At 38.9% G+C, this 15,450-nt stretch carries 16 protein-coding genes; 9 read left to right on the top strand and 7 right to left on the bottom strand.

Features of this window, described 5'->3' with window-relative positions:
• Positions 1 to 77: 77 nt before the first annotated feature.
• Positions 78 to 851, top strand: coding sequence for a phospholipase D-like domain-containing protein (locus AAG807_RS16635; protein WP_341906384.1), 774 nt, complete (start codon positions 78 to 80; stop codon positions 849 to 851).
• A 66-nt stretch (positions 852 to 917) separates the two neighbouring features.
• Complete coding sequence (locus AAG807_RS16630) at positions 918 to 1,403, top strand: hypothetical protein (RefSeq protein ID WP_341906382.1); 486 nt, start codon at positions 918 to 920, stop codon at positions 1,401 to 1,403.
• A gap of 20 nt (positions 1,404 to 1,423) precedes the next feature.
• On the opposite strand, the gene AAG807_RS16625 is transcribed toward AAG807_RS16630, so the two are convergent.
• The 6 genes from AAG807_RS16625 to AAG807_RS16600 all read right to left on the bottom strand — a co-directional run bounded on the left by AAG807_RS16625 (position 1,424) and on the right by AAG807_RS16600 (position 6,688).
• Positions 1,424 to 1,846, bottom strand: coding sequence for a hypothetical protein (locus tag AAG807_RS16625; RefSeq protein WP_341906380.1), 423 nt, complete (start codon positions 1,844 to 1,846; stop codon positions 1,424 to 1,426).
• Positions 1,847 to 1,892: 46 nt separating this feature from the next.
• Positions 1,893 to 2,420: a hypothetical protein gene (locus AAG807_RS16620; protein WP_341906378.1), complete on the bottom strand. Its 528-nt coding sequence runs from the start codon at positions 2,418 to 2,420 to the stop codon at positions 1,893 to 1,895.
• Between the two features lies 1 nt (position 2,421).
• Complete coding sequence (locus tag AAG807_RS16615; RefSeq protein WP_341906376.1) at positions 2,422 to 3,684, bottom strand: PD-(D/E)XK nuclease family protein; 1,263 nt, start codon at positions 3,682 to 3,684, stop codon at positions 2,422 to 2,424.
• 88 nt (positions 3,685 to 3,772) lie between these two features.
• Entirely contained in the window at positions 3,773 to 4,231 is a 459-nt protein-coding gene (locus tag AAG807_RS16610) for a hypothetical protein (RefSeq protein WP_341906374.1), read from the bottom strand.
• A 10-nt stretch (positions 4,232 to 4,241) separates the two neighbouring features.
• Positions 4,242 to 4,883, bottom strand: coding sequence for a hypothetical protein (locus tag AAG807_RS16605; RefSeq protein ID WP_341906372.1), 642 nt, complete (start codon positions 4,881 to 4,883; stop codon positions 4,242 to 4,244).
• A gap of 74 nt (positions 4,884 to 4,957) precedes the next feature.
• Positions 4,958 to 6,688 (bottom strand): MAC/perforin domain-containing protein, encoded by a 1,731-nt coding sequence (locus tag AAG807_RS16600; RefSeq protein WP_341906370.1) that lies wholly within the window; start codon positions 6,686 to 6,688, stop codon positions 4,958 to 4,960.
• A 261-nt stretch (positions 6,689 to 6,949) separates the two neighbouring features.
• Between AAG807_RS16600 and AAG807_RS16595 the strand changes: the two genes are divergently transcribed.
• From AAG807_RS16595 to AAG807_RS16585, 3 genes are all read left to right on the top strand, one after another.
• Positions 6,950 to 7,822, top strand: coding sequence for a hypothetical protein (locus AAG807_RS16595; RefSeq protein ID WP_341906368.1), 873 nt, complete (start codon positions 6,950 to 6,952; stop codon positions 7,820 to 7,822).
• 233 nt (positions 7,823 to 8,055) lie between these two features.
• On the top strand, positions 8,056 to 8,802 hold the full coding sequence (locus AAG807_RS16590) for an NYN domain-containing protein (protein WP_341906366.1): 747 nt from the start codon (positions 8,056 to 8,058) through the stop codon (positions 8,800 to 8,802).
• Between the two features lie 66 nt (positions 8,803 to 8,868).
• Complete coding sequence (locus AAG807_RS16585) at positions 8,869 to 9,741, top strand: T9SS type A sorting domain-containing protein (protein ID WP_341906364.1); 873 nt, start codon at positions 8,869 to 8,871, stop codon at positions 9,739 to 9,741.
• Positions 9,742 to 9,808: 67 nt separating this feature from the next.
• Here the strand turns inward: AAG807_RS16585 and AAG807_RS16580 are convergent, their stop codons facing one another.
• A complete protein-coding gene (locus AAG807_RS16580) occupies positions 9,809 to 10,879 on the bottom strand; it encodes a two-component regulator propeller domain-containing protein (protein WP_341906362.1) in 1,071 nt (356 codons plus the stop codon).
• A 228-nt stretch (positions 10,880 to 11,107) separates the two neighbouring features.
• Between AAG807_RS16580 and AAG807_RS16575 the strand changes: the two genes are divergently transcribed.
• The 4 genes from AAG807_RS16575 to AAG807_RS16560 all read left to right on the top strand — a co-directional run bounded on the left by AAG807_RS16575 (position 11,108) and on the right by AAG807_RS16560 (position 14,970).
• Positions 11,108 to 12,298, top strand: coding sequence for a pyridoxal phosphate-dependent aminotransferase (locus tag AAG807_RS16575; protein WP_341906360.1), 1,191 nt, complete (start codon positions 11,108 to 11,110; stop codon positions 12,296 to 12,298).
• A complete protein-coding gene (locus tag AAG807_RS16570) occupies positions 12,299 to 13,288 on the top strand; it encodes a bifunctional ADP-heptose synthase (protein ID WP_341906358.1) in 990 nt (329 codons plus the stop codon).
• A 94-nt stretch (positions 13,289 to 13,382) separates the two neighbouring features.
• Positions 13,383 to 14,114 (top strand): bifunctional demethylmenaquinone methyltransferase/2-methoxy-6-polyprenyl-1,4-benzoquinol methylase UbiE, encoded by a 732-nt coding sequence (gene ubiE, locus AAG807_RS16565; RefSeq protein ID WP_341906356.1) that lies wholly within the window; start codon positions 13,383 to 13,385, stop codon positions 14,112 to 14,114.
• Positions 14,115 to 14,247: 133 nt separating this feature from the next.
• Positions 14,248 to 14,970, top strand: coding sequence for a porin family protein (locus tag AAG807_RS16560; RefSeq protein WP_341906354.1), 723 nt, complete (start codon positions 14,248 to 14,250; stop codon positions 14,968 to 14,970).
• Positions 14,971 to 15,450: the final 480 nt, after the last annotated feature.

Here is a 15,450-nt window from a genome sequence, read left to right as displayed (position 1 = left end):
CAATTTCCCTGTTTTCCATTATTCATATAGGTAATTACCGGATAGTAAAGGAGTGCCGGACTGAAAAAATAGCGGATATGAGCAAGGAAATCAATACGATTGTAGGAGACATCTACATTGGAAAAGGAGCTGGGAAGATGATTATCGAAGACATGCTTCGGGCGAAACGGTCCATTCGGGTAATGTCGCCTTATCTGTCTGCCGGATTGGTGGATATCCTCCTGGAACGTCTCCGGTTTGGAGTACATATCGAATTGGTAACCTCTGATGATATTGAAGACCACAAGCATGCAGATAAAAACTGTTATCACATCATTAAACAGCACAAACATGTGGACGAAGAACTGAAGAGCAAGAAGCAATTCCTTCATTGGTTGGGGATCGGGTTGATGATCGTTTTTGGGTTGCTTGCCGTCACCAGATTGTCGGGTGTTTTATCTTCTTCCATCGAACTTCCGGATGTCGTTCAATTTTCCCTGTTTTCGGGTCTTGCACTGATCGGACGATTTATTTGGAAACACGCCGAAGGCATCCGATTCTGGTACTATTCCTACAGTTCTCTTTTCCCGATCAAGGTGTTTTACTCCTATTTCTCCCGGAAGAAGCACGATCGCTCGAAAGCTTTTAATCTGCATAGCAAGTTATACATCATCGACGACAGCATTGCCTACTTGGGTTCTGTGAACTTTACCCGTTCCGGATGTTCATTCAATCACGAAACCCGTATTCGGATCACAGATCCCGAAGCCATCCGCGAGTTAAAACAGGAATTCAGCGAATTGCTTTGGAATGACCATTACAATCACCGAAGCGTAGACGAATGGGGCAGGGAGTTGTATGAGACGGAATGAGAAACAGAATGAGAATGAGAAACAGAATGAGGAGAGAATGAGACTAATTTTCCTCATCTTTGCAAGATGGAACCGAAAATCACGACAAATCCTTACCAGTTTAGTGCATCTGAGTTTGCAGCGTTGTATTTCTCATTGCTGTTTCGAAAATTCTGGTTTGTATTAATTCCTGTTTTTGGAATTGTACTTGGAATATTTACTTACGCTACGATTAAAAATCCATCCGTCATCTCACTCATTCCTATTGGAATGTTTACGTTAATTACTATTCGGGCGCGTTATCGATTTATCAGCAAATTGAAAAAAAATCCGGCGATCGGGCATTTGCGGGTGGTGAAGGTTTTTGAACACTGCATTGAAATAGAAGATCAGGATGGAAAAGAAACTCCATTTTACCTGGTCGATATAGAAAAAATTGTCCCGCTGCGAAAACACTATCAAGTCAGTTTGAAGACCAGACAAACCCTGTGGATTCCGAAAGGTTATTTTAAAACTCAGGAGGATCAGGATCTATTCGAAGCTCATTTGCGTGGGAAGGGGAAGATGAAGTGAGGTTGGGTCACATGTGAGTCCTAAACTCCTTTGTTCACAGCATCAAGAATACGTTTGTAAAGCTGCCCGATCCGCTCTTCCGACAAAGGATGTAATTTCGGCTCGTATGCATGTTTGATGGTTCGAACGGTATTTTCATCCGGTCTCATTCTGCACCATTCGATCAGTTTCCGAACCCCGCCAGGAGTGATGATTCCCTGTTCATCTTCAAACTTCGGGCATTCCAATTGAATGAGGACTCCTGCATTTTGCAAGCCGATCACCACCCTGCGATTGTCATCCGATTGCTCCAATCCGTATTTTAGATAATGCGATTGGCCTTCAGAGATCAGTTTGATTTGCGTACCATCAAATTCCGTTTGGTCCACTTCATCAAACACCCACCACAGATAGGTTTTCCCATCAACAGTAATAGTTCGCTTTTGTTTTTTGGAGATTGCCATTGGGGTGAAAATAGTGATAATTTGTTTGTATTAATTTGACACTAATTTACTTCTTCGTATTCATCCCTTCCTGCTGCATTTTGCGCACCTCTTCCAATTCTTTGCGCTTATCTTCATCCAACACGTAATAGTAAACGTGGATATTAAAGATATTCAATGTTTTTCGGAACCAACTTTTATCGGGGAACATGGATTGACCTTGGTGATCTTTTACAAACTCACCTATTCTGTCTTTACCCAAAGCATCCTGACTAGAAATGGTCAGAATGTAGTATTTCTCTAATTCATCTAACTTTTTGGGCTTCATTTTTTCGAAGGTCAGCATTTTGAGAATATCCCCTTTTACTTTTCTCAGTTGGCCGGGTTTTAACGGAAAACTACAGGTGTAAATCTCACCAATCGTTGTGCGTTCCTCATTAGCAAAGTCGAAGTGAAAGGAAAAGCCATCTTCAGACACTATACCAAATTGAGCAGTGACAAAAACAGGAAAAGTCTCGTTGAAGGATTTTATTATTTGTACTTCTTGTTCCTTTTGAAAAGCAGAGTTGGATAGGGGAGTTGGTTCCGTAGTCATTTTATAAATGATATTTTTTAAGTTCACTTTCTTCAATCCCTAGAACAATTTCAATTGCGTACTTCGTTGCTAATTGATTGCGTTTTTCGGCATCGAAAGTTAAATAATTAGTGAAGGAAAAACCTTCGGTGAAATAATGAAGACCTGATAGACAATACCCAGTGCGTGAGCCTCCATGATTACCGGAATATGTTTTGGCTAATAAATATTCCGAAATCGAATCTACAGCTGGTGATTTGTTTATTTGCGTGTAGGTGCGATTTGTTCCTTGTTTTATGGCACAAAAGAAAAAATAGTTGTTATCCAATTCTAAATTCAAACCGATATCATGAGTTCCCTCATTTTCAAGTTCTATAATGATGATTGGAATGAATCCACCATCTTGGCGCAAGGATCGGCGCCTTTGCAGAGGAAAATATCCGGATGCTCTCAGTTTAGTTTCAATTCGATCTAAAATGTCACGGTATACTCCAAATCGTGCGTTTTCAACTGCTTTTGAGATGGTTATTGCAGCATGGTATTTTTCAGGACTTGATAATATTTCTTCAATGATTTCCGATTCCATCTGTTGATTGCTTAATTGATTTGTTACTGATTTTATGCTCGTTAAATATTGAGAAATGACCTCCCGCAGATAAGGTTTGTCACCAACTTGCTCGATACAGGTGTTTAACCAATTGACAGTATCTGTTTTGTGCGATAAACAAAAATAATCTTCCTCCTTTTTCAGATGTAATTTACTTGAATCGGTAGGTTCAGTACCGAATTTGGTCCAATAAATAACAATTAATTTATCAGCAATTTTCTCATTATAATATCTTGCTATTTGTTTGTCCTGGTCACCTGCATGAATCTTGTTTTCAATTCGTATTTCTCCAACATTCGTTGAAATATGTATATCAACCGAACCTCCCTTTACTTGGATCAAATCTTTTTTACCAAGCCATTTTTCAGCTTTTACAATGGTATTTGTTGCCTTTCGCATTTCTAAGATCAAGTTTTTCTTTTCTTCACTTAATCGTGCACTTTCAGAATATAAAAGAACATCATAAAATAATTGTAAAAATTGATCGCCGTGATGGTGACCGCCTTTTGGGTTGAGCAAGGCTCCGATCAGGCGATTGTGCGTTTTTACTTCATCATGTTCCATTTTCAGAAGATTAAAAACGGAAAAATTAGCTCCTGTTTGTTTTTCAAGTAATTGGTGTTTCTGTTTTATTTCCAGAACCTTTTCAATCAAATTCGCCTGAATAGCTAAAGACATGTTATAGTGGTTTTAATTTCGTAGAAAGGTATTAATTGGTAGTTCGTTAGCTTTCTTCGGTGTTTTGCTTAATGCATGTTATGTTGATTTAGTTTAAATCTACAAAATTGATTTCTCGGTATTCGAACGCTCCTAATGTCCTTCTAGTACATGAAAAAGTACTGTTAGCTGTCTCAGAGAAATTACTAATTATGGAATTTTGATCTATCAAATAACCGACAAAATCAGAATTACAATTTATTGGAAAATGTTTAGATGAACTTGATAAAATCAATACCATCAAGTCGTAATCTCTGGCTCTGCCTACATTAATGTTTGTCTTGGTAGGAGAGGAGTTAAATTTAACTTGAACTGTATTGCCATTTATTTCACCGTCGATTGTTTCTTCTCGTTGATTAATTGATAGCTCTACATCAAATATTTTTGAAGCGATGAATTCTCCAATATCACCAAGATATCTATCACTTCTTAAAACGTTTATTTGTCTTAAGTTTTGAACGACACTGAAAAAATCACTGAGTATGGCTCCTCTTGAACGTGCTGTCATATTACTTTAATTAAGAAATTATTTTAACAATAATAGTTTCGGTAAAACCTGAATCTCGAAGTAAATCAATACTTTTCGAATTGTGATTTTTAGACTTTTCTTCCAAATCCTTTTTCAATTTATGGTCTGGACTCCATGTTCCATATTCCAACCAATGAATAAATCTGGTTACTGCTGTGCATAATGTTTCATTCAATGGGATGAGACTTATGGAATGAATTTTTTGATTGTTATCTATTTCGAATATCTTAGAACCAGATTCCCCCTTCTTTAGGAATCGGTTTTCTGGAAGTGAATTATTGTGGGTTAAAGTGGACCTGAAACAACTATAAAAGTCGAAAATTGTGGTGCCCGAAAGATTAAAATTAAATAGATTGAGTTGGTTTAATATGAAGAAGTGTTCAGCTGCTTTTTCAATTTTCCTTTTATCTCCATCAATTTGAATTTCAAGGTCACCACCGCTAAAAAAAGATCCGATTGTATCTATTACTGAACAAATAAGAATAAAAGCCGGATAACCTAAACAACCTCCTTCATCAATGTTCAGTAAATCATCTTCATTTTTGTTAAAGTCAAGACAATATTTGATAGCTAACATATTCTCAAGGATAGCTTCTTTTTGCTGTTGTTTCTGTTCATTCGTTACTGACATGTATCGTAATTTTATTATTAGACATAATTTGGTTATTTATACGACATCTTAAATTGAACAATCGTAAACGCTTATTATTTAATTTTTGATTGTAATAAGATTTTTACTTGTTCTGAATTATTCAGTTGCCCATGTTTCTTTTCATAATCTAAAATATCTTTTAGTGCAGCCTTATAGATTTCTGCATTAGGGCAATTATCGGATATAACTTTATATTTTTCCAGAGCCAAAGGATTGTTTTGAATAAGGTAAATAAGTGCAACATTATATTGCACAAACCAAAGGGTGTTAGTTAGTTTTAAAGCTTCCCGATTGTAATGTTGTGCCTTTTCATAGTTTCCATTTAAAAACTCTTCCCAGCCTTTGTTTCCATAATCAATTGCCGTTTTATCCTCAAATGGAGAAATATGATAGAATAAAACAGCCTTGCAATCATCTGCATTGTTAAAATCAATTCTATAATAGTTTATTTCATCAAGAACTGTATTGTATAAGTCATTTGTTGAAAACGGGAATAAATGTTTGTGTGATCTTGACCCGAGATTTTCCTCTTGCAAATCATCAAATTCAACCAGTATTGCTTTTACTTCAATTTCACTTGCTGAATTCAATGGAATTTCGAGTTTAGTCGTTTTATTTATGTTTAGCCATTCACCACTCCAAACTGGTTGCACCTTTCCCGTCTCTGTAACATATTCGTAAACAGTTTCGCCATTTGAATCAACTTGAATTTTACATCTGAAATCACCAGCTTCATCACCGGTTAGGAGGTAGTAATCACAATCCTGAGCGACATAAAACCCCTTAAGATAGACATTGAACTTTTCAATAAATTCTGTACTTTCTAAGGTTAAATCTTTCTTTACAGCGCTGGGTAATGGATACAATGGTAAAATTGATAGGTTGAAATAATTTTCAAGTTCTTTTTTTCTAGTTTCATTAAGGGTTAGCGACCAAATTGGTAATAAGCTGTTATTGTCAAAACCGCATAAAACGGAATTTTTTTCAATTCCCTCAACCCATTTTTTATATTGGTCTTTATTTGAAATAGAGTTTGTGTATTCAGCATTTCCTCCAACTACTGCAAGTGTTGTTTCTGTATGTGTTTCATTTAGTATGTTCTCGTAATAATTGTTTTCTGAAAAATACCCGTTTATTGCGCCGTATTTAGCAGCGAGTGCACCTTTGAGTTCAGCTGTAGATATATCCTCCGTTAACTGTGAAACTGTTGAATAATCAACCCGCCCTCCCAAATATGCACTTGAAACAAAGTGAGTACCGTATAATTCAAAAAGCTTTTTGGGTTCCATTGTTTCAAGATCTGTTTTGAATTGTTGATCTAAGCTGGAAATTATTTTTTCCATGTTACGCATATCCAATGAAACTCTCCATTTGGTATTGATATCCATATAGGTATAATAGAGTAGGCTCTCAGTTTGTTGTGCAGTATTTTTAAATTGAACGTCAAAAGAGGCTTTGAAAAAGAATGCCTGCGCTCCCAGACCAAAATCTTGAGAAAATTTATTTGAATATTCACTTATTGATGAGCCATCTATTTTTTTAATAAGATGTTCGGAAAAACTTTCAACATAAACTAATTCCGGTGTTTTTAAGCCAAGGTCATTTTCTATAGTGGAAACTTTAGAAAAATCAAATAACTTGTATCTCTGTACACTTTTGTTGTTTGCAAACTCACCGAATACATTATAACCTTTGCCAATTAATCCTTGACCTGGATAAGAAGTTTGAGCAAATGAGGTATTAAAAAAGCCAAATAGCAGCAGCGCAAGAGTAATTATTTTCATAGTAACAAAAAGGTTTCCCTGCGAATCTAATCAAACACCTTTTTAGTTGATCTTTTCACCCTCATTTTCAGTATTTACCACATTTCCAGAATGTGGTAAACCACATACTTTCCGAAATAGAAAATTTGCGTTTTTGAAAAGACAATTTACCTTATGGATTATATATGGATACTCCATAGATAGAGCATGGATAGAGCGTCTTTTGTACCAATTCTTAACATCAAGTCAAACATTGAATTTTCATTCGTAATTTTAAGCACCATGCTCAAAAAACTCTTCATCTGCCTTTGCGTTTTCTTGCCTTTTGAGGCATCTTCAGCTGTTTTCCATCTCCGGATCTCTTTCAAAGGATTGCCATTGATTAATTCCAGGATGTATTTTGAGTTTCCGGACAAAGCAGCTCAATTCGGAGAGCGACAGGTACGCGGGATTACGGATCGTAACGGGGAGGTCTTTTTTGAATTCACGGCACCATTTCCGCTCAAGTTGACTAAGATTAGCGGTGATTGTGGTTTTCCGGAACCAAAAGGCGGAATGAATACGGATTGGCTTGTTGAAGCTGTTTCCTTCGATAAAACGGGATACTTGCACCTGGAATTAGCAGACCATTACAAGAATCCCAATCAGGCAGATATCTTTTTGGTTGGTTTGAATCAGATAGATACCTCCAATTCGAAATACCGGGAATTGCAAAAGCGCTACGCAAACAGAAATCCGTTGTTGGATCATCTCAACGATCAGTTGTTTTATGCAAATTATCCGAAACAACAAAAACTGGATTACATCCGGGATATGAAAGCGGATTTGAAGGAAATTGATGAGCGCCTGCGATTGAATAGACAGAAATACGATTCGCTAAAAACCGATTTTTACAATTTGAGAACATCCTATTGCCGAAAAAGTATCGAATTGGATGAGTTGTGGAAGCAGCAACGTGAATCGACCATTGCCTCCATGGAAGAACTGATGAAACCCAAGCCAAAGGGAGAACTATTATTCATTTCAGATAGCCCCGATTTTTCAAAAGAACTAGCGGATAAGAAATTGGAACTGGATAATCTCCACGAAATGATTGTTCAGGAAGATTTGGATAAGGAATTCTCCGAAAAAAAGAAATCACCTCCTAAGAACTAATTCAAAAAATTAGGCATTCGCAATGATCCCCTCATACCCAAAACTTCAACGGCATAATAAACATAAAGGATTAGTGGTTAATAACTTAACTCAAGTGATTCTCAAATAATTCGGCATTCGGAATTCGGCATTCGTAATTATGTTTATCTTGTAAGCTGTTCGATTTGTTTTCTTGGAAGTGATTTTCATTTTCAGCATGAATTACAGCAGATCGAATGAATTAAATGAATGATATGAGTGAACAAAAAATGGCGGTCTTGATTGACGCCGATAATGTACCTTATTCCAGCATCAAAGAAATGTTGGAAGAAGTTGCCAAAAACGGAACCCCAACAATTAAACGAATCTATGCGGATTGGACAAAACCCAATGCAAACGGATGGAAGGGAGTACTCCTTGAAAATGCAATTACACCAATTCAACAATACAGTTATACCAGCGGAAAAAATTCCAGTGATAGTGCCTTGATAATCGATGCGATGGATATTTTGTATTCCCAGCAAGTGGATGGTTTTTGCATCGTTTCATCCGATAGCGATTTTACACGACTTGCAACACGTTTGCGTGAATCAGGAAAGAAGGTAATGGGGATTGGTGAAAAGAAAACCCCGCTTCCGTTTATTACAGCCTGCGATAAATTTGTCTACATCGAAATCCTGAAACCGAAACCGGCTCCATCGAAATCCGAAACCAAACAAAAGCAGGACAAGAAAGAAGCTGCCAGTCCGATGAATAAGGTCGATATGAGTTTGGTGAATTTGATAAAGGAAAGTGTGAGTGATCTGGCAGACGAAACAGGTTGGACATTTTTGGGTGAATTGGGGAATTTCCTTCTGAAAAAGAAACGCGATTTTGATCCGCGGAACTACGGATTCCAAAAACTACTTCCTTTGATCAAAAGCATGGACGAATTTGAGATTGATATCCGTGAGACAACGAACAAGAACACCAAGCACATTTTTGTGAAGGTGAAGGAATAATTATGTTTGTTTGTAGGCACGCGACGCATCGCGTGCCTACAAACATAAAATTCGTATTTTCGAACCATGAAACAAGTTTGGAGTGTTTTTATCGGAATAATCTGTTGCACGCATTTGGCGCAGGCACAACCCTATAAACCACTTTTGGATAATCTCAATGAATGGCATTTCACAACTTGCTTTTCAGGATGTAACACGGATGTGTATTATACGGACGGAGATACGGTTATGGGAGGAAAGACCTATAAGATTCTCAATGGATACCATTACATTTCACGTACTTTTCTGCTTTATGAAGATGTTCCGAATCGTACGGTGACTCTGGCAAAGATCAATCCAACTAAAATTGACGAATTCCTGCTTTACGATTTCGCGAAGAACGAAGGGGATACAATGGAATTATTTAATCCGAATAGTCCGTTTATGGAAGATCCCGGCTTTTTTCAATTGGATTCGATTCGCTTACGTCCATTGGAAGACGGGAATTCATACCGTCACTTTTATTGGTCGCCAACAGCAAGTAATACTACTTACAATGCCTATCCCGTTTGGGTGGAAGGAGTCGGTTCGCTTTCTTTGATCAATGCTGCAGGAGCTCAGCCTGACTTCAACGGAGTAGGACAGTTGAACTGTTTTTTCAAGAACAGCGATGCATTTTATGTGAACCTGGATTCAATCGTCTCCTGTGAACCCGCTCATGTGCTGGGAATAAACGAATTCAAGAATTCAGACTGGAGTATTTATCCGAATCCATCGTCCGATTTTATTCAAATCGCGGGTCTGAAAGAAGAATCAGTGGTTGAAGTAATTTCATGTACCGGAGAGCTAATCCAACAAGGAAAAATCTCTGACTCAAATCCACTGGATATTTCTTCCTTAAATGATGGAATCTATCTCATTCAAATAAAGGATCAGTACCTGAAGTTTGTAAAACAATAATAGATAACTAGTTTAGTTGGGACACGACGCATCGCGTCCCAACAGAATATCATAGAAGATAAAACAATCAACAACCGTCATCCCAGGGTCCATCTTTGGTAATCACCCGAAAGGAATTTTCGGTGAAACGAACCAAACCACCGCCACCTCCAATCCAAAATAGGCCAAAACGATCCTGGTAAAATGCCTGTACCGCATTCATGTGAAGTCCTTGCTTTTCGTTGAAATTGTAAATTTTCTGATTCTGATAAATATAAACTCCGGAACCTTCACAGGAAAACCAGATTGTTCCTTTTGAATCTTCGTAGATTGTCCAGACTTCATTTCCTCCAATCCCTTTTTCGGAATTGAAATTTTCGAAAGCCTTTTTACCTTTTTCCGAAGGATTGTATTTGCTTATTCCACCATCCATGGAACCAAACCAGATGTTTTCTTGTTTATCTTCCAGAATGCAGGTCAGATCATTGGAGCACAAGCCGTCCTTGGAAGAGAATTGCCGGAAAGTATTCCCGTCGAACTTGAAAGCTCCCTTTTCAGCCGTTGCAACCCACAGATTGCCCTTCCGGTCTTCAGTGATAGATCTGATCCAGCTTTTTTCTGCAGTAGGGATTGGAAACGACTCGAAATTTTTGCCGTTAAAGCGACACAATCCCTGAAATGTTCCGACCCAGATTGTTCCTTTGCGATCCTGAAAAATACACCAGGTGCTCTTATTGTTCAATCCTTCCTGCTCTCCGAAATTTTGAAATTCTTTGCCGGATGCCGCTGAAAGATCAAATCGGGAAATTCCATTGTTGGTCGAAAACCAAATTTTCCCCTCTTTGTCTTCCATAATTCCCGTAATCTGTGAACCAATTAGTCCTTCATCGGTGTTTAGGTAAGAGAGTTTATACCCGTCAAAAAGAGCTAAACCGTCCGTATTGGTTCCAAACCATAGAAATCCCCTGCTATCCTGAAAAATCCGTCTCACATACTCGCTGACAGCGTTGCTATAATAACAAGGCAATGTTGGACCATATACCACTGAATCGTCCAGATCAGGGCTTGATGAAATTGAAATTGGTTGTTTGGTGTTTTCCGAATGTTGGGCGCTATAAAGGCAAGCAATTAGAGACATCCCGATAAAAAGAGTTTTCATAATCTCATTTGTTTCCACTAAAGGTAAGCCCTCCGGATCGGACCTCGTTTAAAGAAATGTAAATTAGTGTAAATCAAATGAAAAAAATTTCGGAGGATTGCCGGATCTGTTTCTGGGGTTATAAACCTAAGGAAAAAAGTTCTGTATCGAATAGCAAACTATTCCCGAATTAGTGCGCTGTTGTTCTGAATTATCCCTAAATTTGGGACTCATTAACGAAGCAATTTTATGATTCAATTATCAGATCGCGTATTGGAAATGGAAGAGTCGGCAACCCTTGCGATGTCTCGAAAAAGTAGGGAGTTGCGTGCTCAGGGGAAAGACATTATTTCATTGAGTTTGGGTGAACCCGATTTTCATACTCCGGATTTTATCAAGCAGGCAGCTGCTGAGGCAATGGAGCAGAATTACACAACGTATACTCCTGTTCCCGGATACGATGATTTGAGAGATGCGATTGCCAATAAGTTTAATCGCGATAATGGAATTCCGTATAAACGTGAAAACATTGTAGTTTCCACAGGAGCCAAGCAATCCATTGCCAATTTGGTGATGGCTACAATCAATCCGGGAGATGAGGTAATTATTCCGGCACCTTATTGGGTTTCCTATGCGGAAATTGTAAAAGTGGCAGGAGGAATCCCGGTGGTGGTTGCTACAACGATTGAAAGTGATTTCAAATTCACTCCGGAACAATTTAGAACAGCTATTTCCCCGAAAACAAAAATGATGATGTTTTCTTCTCCGTGTAATCCTACGGGAACCGTTTACACCAAAGAAGAATTGCGTGCATTAGCGGATGTAGTGAAAGAGAATCCAAATCTCATCGTCATGTCTGATGAGATTTATGAACATATCAATTTTGTAGGACACAATCATTCGATGGCTCAATTTGATGATGTGCGTGGGCAGATCGTCACCGTAAACGGTGTTTCGAAAGCTTGGGCGATGACCGGTTGGAGAGTTGGATATATTGGTGCTCCAAAAGAGATTGCAGATGCATGTAATAAGATTCAGGGTCAGTTTACTTCCGGAACTTGTTCCATTGCTCAACGTGCAACGATTGCTGCAGTAAATGCAGATCCTGCGATTTTGAAAGACATGGTGAAAGCTTTTGAAAACAGACGGGCATTGGTTTTAGACGCGTTGGATAAAATGCCGGGTGTGAAGACCAATAAGCCGGGGGGAGCGTTTTACGTATTCCCGGATATTTCCAGTTTCTTTGGTAAAAAGAATGGAGAAACGACGATCCAAACTGCAGAAGATCTTTGCATGTACTTATTGGATAAGGGAGTCGCGTTGGTTTCCGGTGAAGCATTTGGTGATGCCAATTGCATGCGTATATCTTATGCAGCTTCCGAAGAAACCTTGACCGAAGCGATGAAACGCGTTGCAAACGCATTAGCAGAATTGAACTAGATGACAATACACGAAATACTTGCTGCATTCAAAACCAAACGCATTTTAGTGATTGGTGATGTGATGATAGATGCTTACATGTTGGGGAAAGTTTACCGTGTAAGTCCTGAAGCGCCGGTTCCTATTGTAAGCCTGGAAAGTCAGGAACAACGATTAGGAGGAGCTGCCAATGTGGCTTTGAATCTTCAATCCATGGGAGCTACTCCGATTTTATGTGCTATTGTTGGTTCAGATAAGGATGGTAAGATGCTGAAACAATTGCTGGAAGAGCAAAATATGCTTTCAACAGGGATTGTAGCCAGCGAAAATCGGGTTACGACAGTCAAAACACGCGTGATCGGTAATCAACAGCAATTATTGCGCATTGATGCGGAAGATACACATCCCTTGAATGAACAAGAGGAACAACTGTTTCTGGCTTCTGTCGAAAAGACCATTCAAACGGAGAAAATAGACGCAATTATTTTTGAGGACTACAATAAAGGTTTGCTAACACCAACAGTCATCGGTGGAATCATTGCGCTGGCTAAAAAACACGAAATTCCAACAACAGTCGACCCGAAAAAAGACAATTTCCTGGCCTACAAAGGAGTGACGCTTTTCAAGCCGAACTTGAAGGAATTGAAAGAAGGTGTTGGGATCGACTGCAGCTTTCAAAAAAGAGATTTGTTCGATCAGGCGATTGATTTGCTGGAGCAGAACCTAGGAAACGAAATTACCTTCGTAACGCTTTCCGAATATGGGGTTTATATCAAAAACCAGGAGCAGAAATTCCATACACCGGCACACGTGCGTAATATCGCGGATGTTAGTGGGGCGGGAGATACTGTTATTTCCGTTGCAACCTTGTGTCTGACTGCAGAGCTTTCAATTGAAAGTATTGCTGAATTATCAAACCTTGCAGGAGGTTTGGTTTGTGAAAAGAGCGGAGTGGTAAGTATCGAACCGGATCAGTTGATCCAGGAATGTGAAGGAAAACAGTTCAATTAAGTCCCGATAGTTATTAGGATTGAAAATTTAAAATGTAGAATTGAAAAGGTGACTGAGCGTAGTCGAAGGCCCTTTTCCATTCTCAATTAGTAAGATGGAAAGAAAAGTTGTAAAACCGTATAATACAGACGACAAGTCAAAGAAAGAAGAAGTTGCAGAGATGTTCAACAAGATTTCGAAGCGCTATGACTTTTTGAATCACTTTTTATCCCTTGGAATAGACAAGATCTGGAGAAGAAAAGCGGTCAACATGCTTAAGGAAATCCAGCCCAAGCGCATTTTGGATCTGGCAACCGGGACAGGTGATTTTGCAATTCAATTACTGAAACTGAATCCGGTCGAAGTGGTGGGGATGGATATCTCTGAAGGAATGCTGGAAGTTGGACGGGAGAAAATGAAGAAACGCAGTTTTGACAAGGTCATTTCCATGTTGTTGGGTGATTCCGAAAATCTGCCATTTGATGATCATTATTTTGATGCCCTAACAGTTGGTTTCGGAGTGCGGAATTATGAAAACCTGGAGAAAGGGTTGGCTGAAATGCTTCGTGTGGTTCGTCCGGGTGGAAAAATCATCATCCTGGAGTTTTCGAAACCAAAGAAATTTCCGGTAAAACAATACTATTCCTTCCATTCAAAATACATCATCCCATTCTTTGGAAAACGTATTTCGAAAGATGAGAAAGCATATGCTTACTTGCCGGAATCGGTGGCAGCATTCCCTGAAGGAAAGGATTTTACAGATATTTTGGAAAAACTCGGATACAAAAAGGTATCTGCCAGATTAGTTTCCGGTGGAATTGCAACGATTTATTCCGGAATTAAGTAGACTTCGGCTCCGCTGCGCCTATGCGAAGGCAAGAGCTCTAGCACAAGCATTCAGTCTACTTTGGTAATTGGGCGGTGGCTGAGCGTAGTCGAAGCCCCGCAAAATAAAAAATGTCAAACAACGTTTGAAAGGTATGAATAGAAAATGGGTCATTACGTTTGTCTGTGTTTTAATAACCGGTTTGCTCTTTGCACAACCAGAGAAAACAAAGAATTACAAGCGCTTCGATGAGCGTTGGATTCACTTTGGGTTCATGCTGGGTGTCAACATGGCTAATTTCAAAGCGATTCCTGTAAACGATGCCTATGCTAGCTATAATTTGAAATCTCTGGAGACCAAACGTCAGCCGGGCGGACAAGTTGGAATCGTGACCACCATCAAATTAGGTCACCCGATTGTGCGCTTGCGGTTTATCCCGACATTGTCTTTCCAGGAGCGGGCGGTTCAGTATTACTATCAGGATCCGGATCCTTCGAAAACAAAGGATATTTTTGTTGAGGAACGCGTAAATTCCACCAACCTCGATTTTCCGCTTATGCTTCAGTTCCGGACCTTACGCATCAATAACTTTGCAGCATACGTTCTGGTAGGTGGACAGTATTCATTCGATTTGCAATCCCAGGAAGATGCTTCCCAAAATTTCATAGACCCCTTTATCAAAATCAAGGCAAATGATTTTCAGGGACAGGTCGGAGGTGGTTTGGAATGGTTCGCTCCATTCTTCAAGTTTGGTTTTGAAGTGAAATTCTCTCAAAGTTTCTCCAATTCCTTGATCCAGGACAATTCACCTGTTTCTAAGCCAATCGATCGACTTTACAACAAAGTACTTTGGATTTCCCTTATTTTTGAAGGGTAATACTTAACGTTCTTTGTCCGACGTAGCAGAGGGTAATTACAGCCCTTTTATAAACCGCAAAGTGAAAGAACGCAAAGTTTCAATTCATTTATAATAAACATCTGTGTTCTTCCGTGTACCTCTGTGGGAAAAGAAACGCTGAGATAGCAGCGGTAAAGATACTTCTATCGGTAATTCCTTATCTTTGAGGGCTAAGTTTTACGGAAAGAGAATGAAAACGAGAATGATGAATTAAATCCTCATTCTGATTCTGTTTCTCATTCTTGTTCCAGAAAAGTGAGGTTCAATCCTTCGCGTTCTTTGCATCTTAGCGGTAAAAACTAAAATGGGTTTAATGAACCGCAAAGACGCCGCTAAGTTTCAATCCATTTATAATAAACATCTGTGTTCTTCCGTGTACCTCTGTGGGAAAAGAAACGCTGAGATAGCAGCGATAAAGATACTTCTATCGGTAATTCCTTATCTTTGAAGGCTAGAATC

Source organism: Fluviicola taffensis DSM 16823, from assembly GCF_943372375.1.
GTDB classification, from domain to species: Bacteria; Bacteroidota; Bacteroidia; order Flavobacteriales_D; family Crocinitomicaceae; genus Fluviicola; species Fluviicola taffensis_A.
Note: the sequence above shows the minus strand (reverse complement) of the source record. Positions and strands in the feature narration are given on the sequence as shown.

What these genes read in the sequence shown, in the direction of transcription:
- AAG807_RS16635 (WP_341906384.1), top strand. Translation starts at nt 78, where the DNA reads ATGAGCAAGGAAATCAATACGATTGTAGGAGACATCTACATTGGAAAA.
- AAG807_RS16630 (WP_341906382.1), top strand. Translation starts at nt 918, where the DNA reads ATGGAACCGAAAATCACGACAAATCCTTACCAGTTTAGTGCATCTGAG.
- AAG807_RS16625 (WP_341906380.1), bottom strand. Translation starts at nt 1,846, where the DNA reads ATGGCAATCTCCAAAAAACAAAAGCGAACTATTACTGTTGATGGGAAA.
- AAG807_RS16620 (WP_341906378.1), bottom strand. Translation starts at nt 2,420, where the DNA reads ATGACTACGGAACCAACTCCCCTATCCAACTCTGCTTTTCAAAAGGAA.
- AAG807_RS16615 (WP_341906376.1), bottom strand. Translation starts at nt 3,684, where the DNA reads ATGTCTTTAGCTATTCAGGCGAATTTGATTGAAAAGGTTCTGGAAATA.
- AAG807_RS16610 (WP_341906374.1), bottom strand. Translation starts at nt 4,231, where the DNA reads ATGACAGCACGTTCAAGAGGAGCCATACTCAGTGATTTTTTCAGTGTC.
- AAG807_RS16605 (WP_341906372.1), bottom strand. Translation starts at nt 4,883, where the DNA reads ATGTCAGTAACGAATGAACAGAAACAACAGCAAAAAGAAGCTATCCTT.
- AAG807_RS16600 (WP_341906370.1), bottom strand. Translation starts at nt 6,688, where the DNA reads ATGAAAATAATTACTCTTGCGCTGCTGCTATTTGGCTTTTTTAATACC.
- AAG807_RS16595 (WP_341906368.1), top strand. Translation starts at nt 6,950, where the DNA reads ATGCTCAAAAAACTCTTCATCTGCCTTTGCGTTTTCTTGCCTTTTGAG.
- AAG807_RS16590 (WP_341906366.1), top strand. Translation starts at nt 8,056, where the DNA reads ATGAGTGAACAAAAAATGGCGGTCTTGATTGACGCCGATAATGTACCT.
- AAG807_RS16585 (WP_341906364.1), top strand. Translation starts at nt 8,869, where the DNA reads ATGAAACAAGTTTGGAGTGTTTTTATCGGAATAATCTGTTGCACGCAT.
- AAG807_RS16580 (WP_341906362.1), bottom strand. Translation starts at nt 10,879, where the DNA reads ATGAAAACTCTTTTTATCGGGATGTCTCTAATTGCTTGCCTTTATAGC.
- AAG807_RS16575 (WP_341906360.1), top strand. Translation starts at nt 11,108, where the DNA reads ATGATTCAATTATCAGATCGCGTATTGGAAATGGAAGAGTCGGCAACC.
- AAG807_RS16570 (WP_341906358.1), top strand. Translation starts at nt 12,299, where the DNA reads ATGACAATACACGAAATACTTGCTGCATTCAAAACCAAACGCATTTTA.
- ubiE (WP_341906356.1), top strand. Translation starts at nt 13,383, where the DNA reads ATGGAAAGAAAAGTTGTAAAACCGTATAATACAGACGACAAGTCAAAG.
- AAG807_RS16560 (WP_341906354.1), top strand. Translation starts at nt 14,248, where the DNA reads ATGAATAGAAAATGGGTCATTACGTTTGTCTGTGTTTTAATAACCGGT.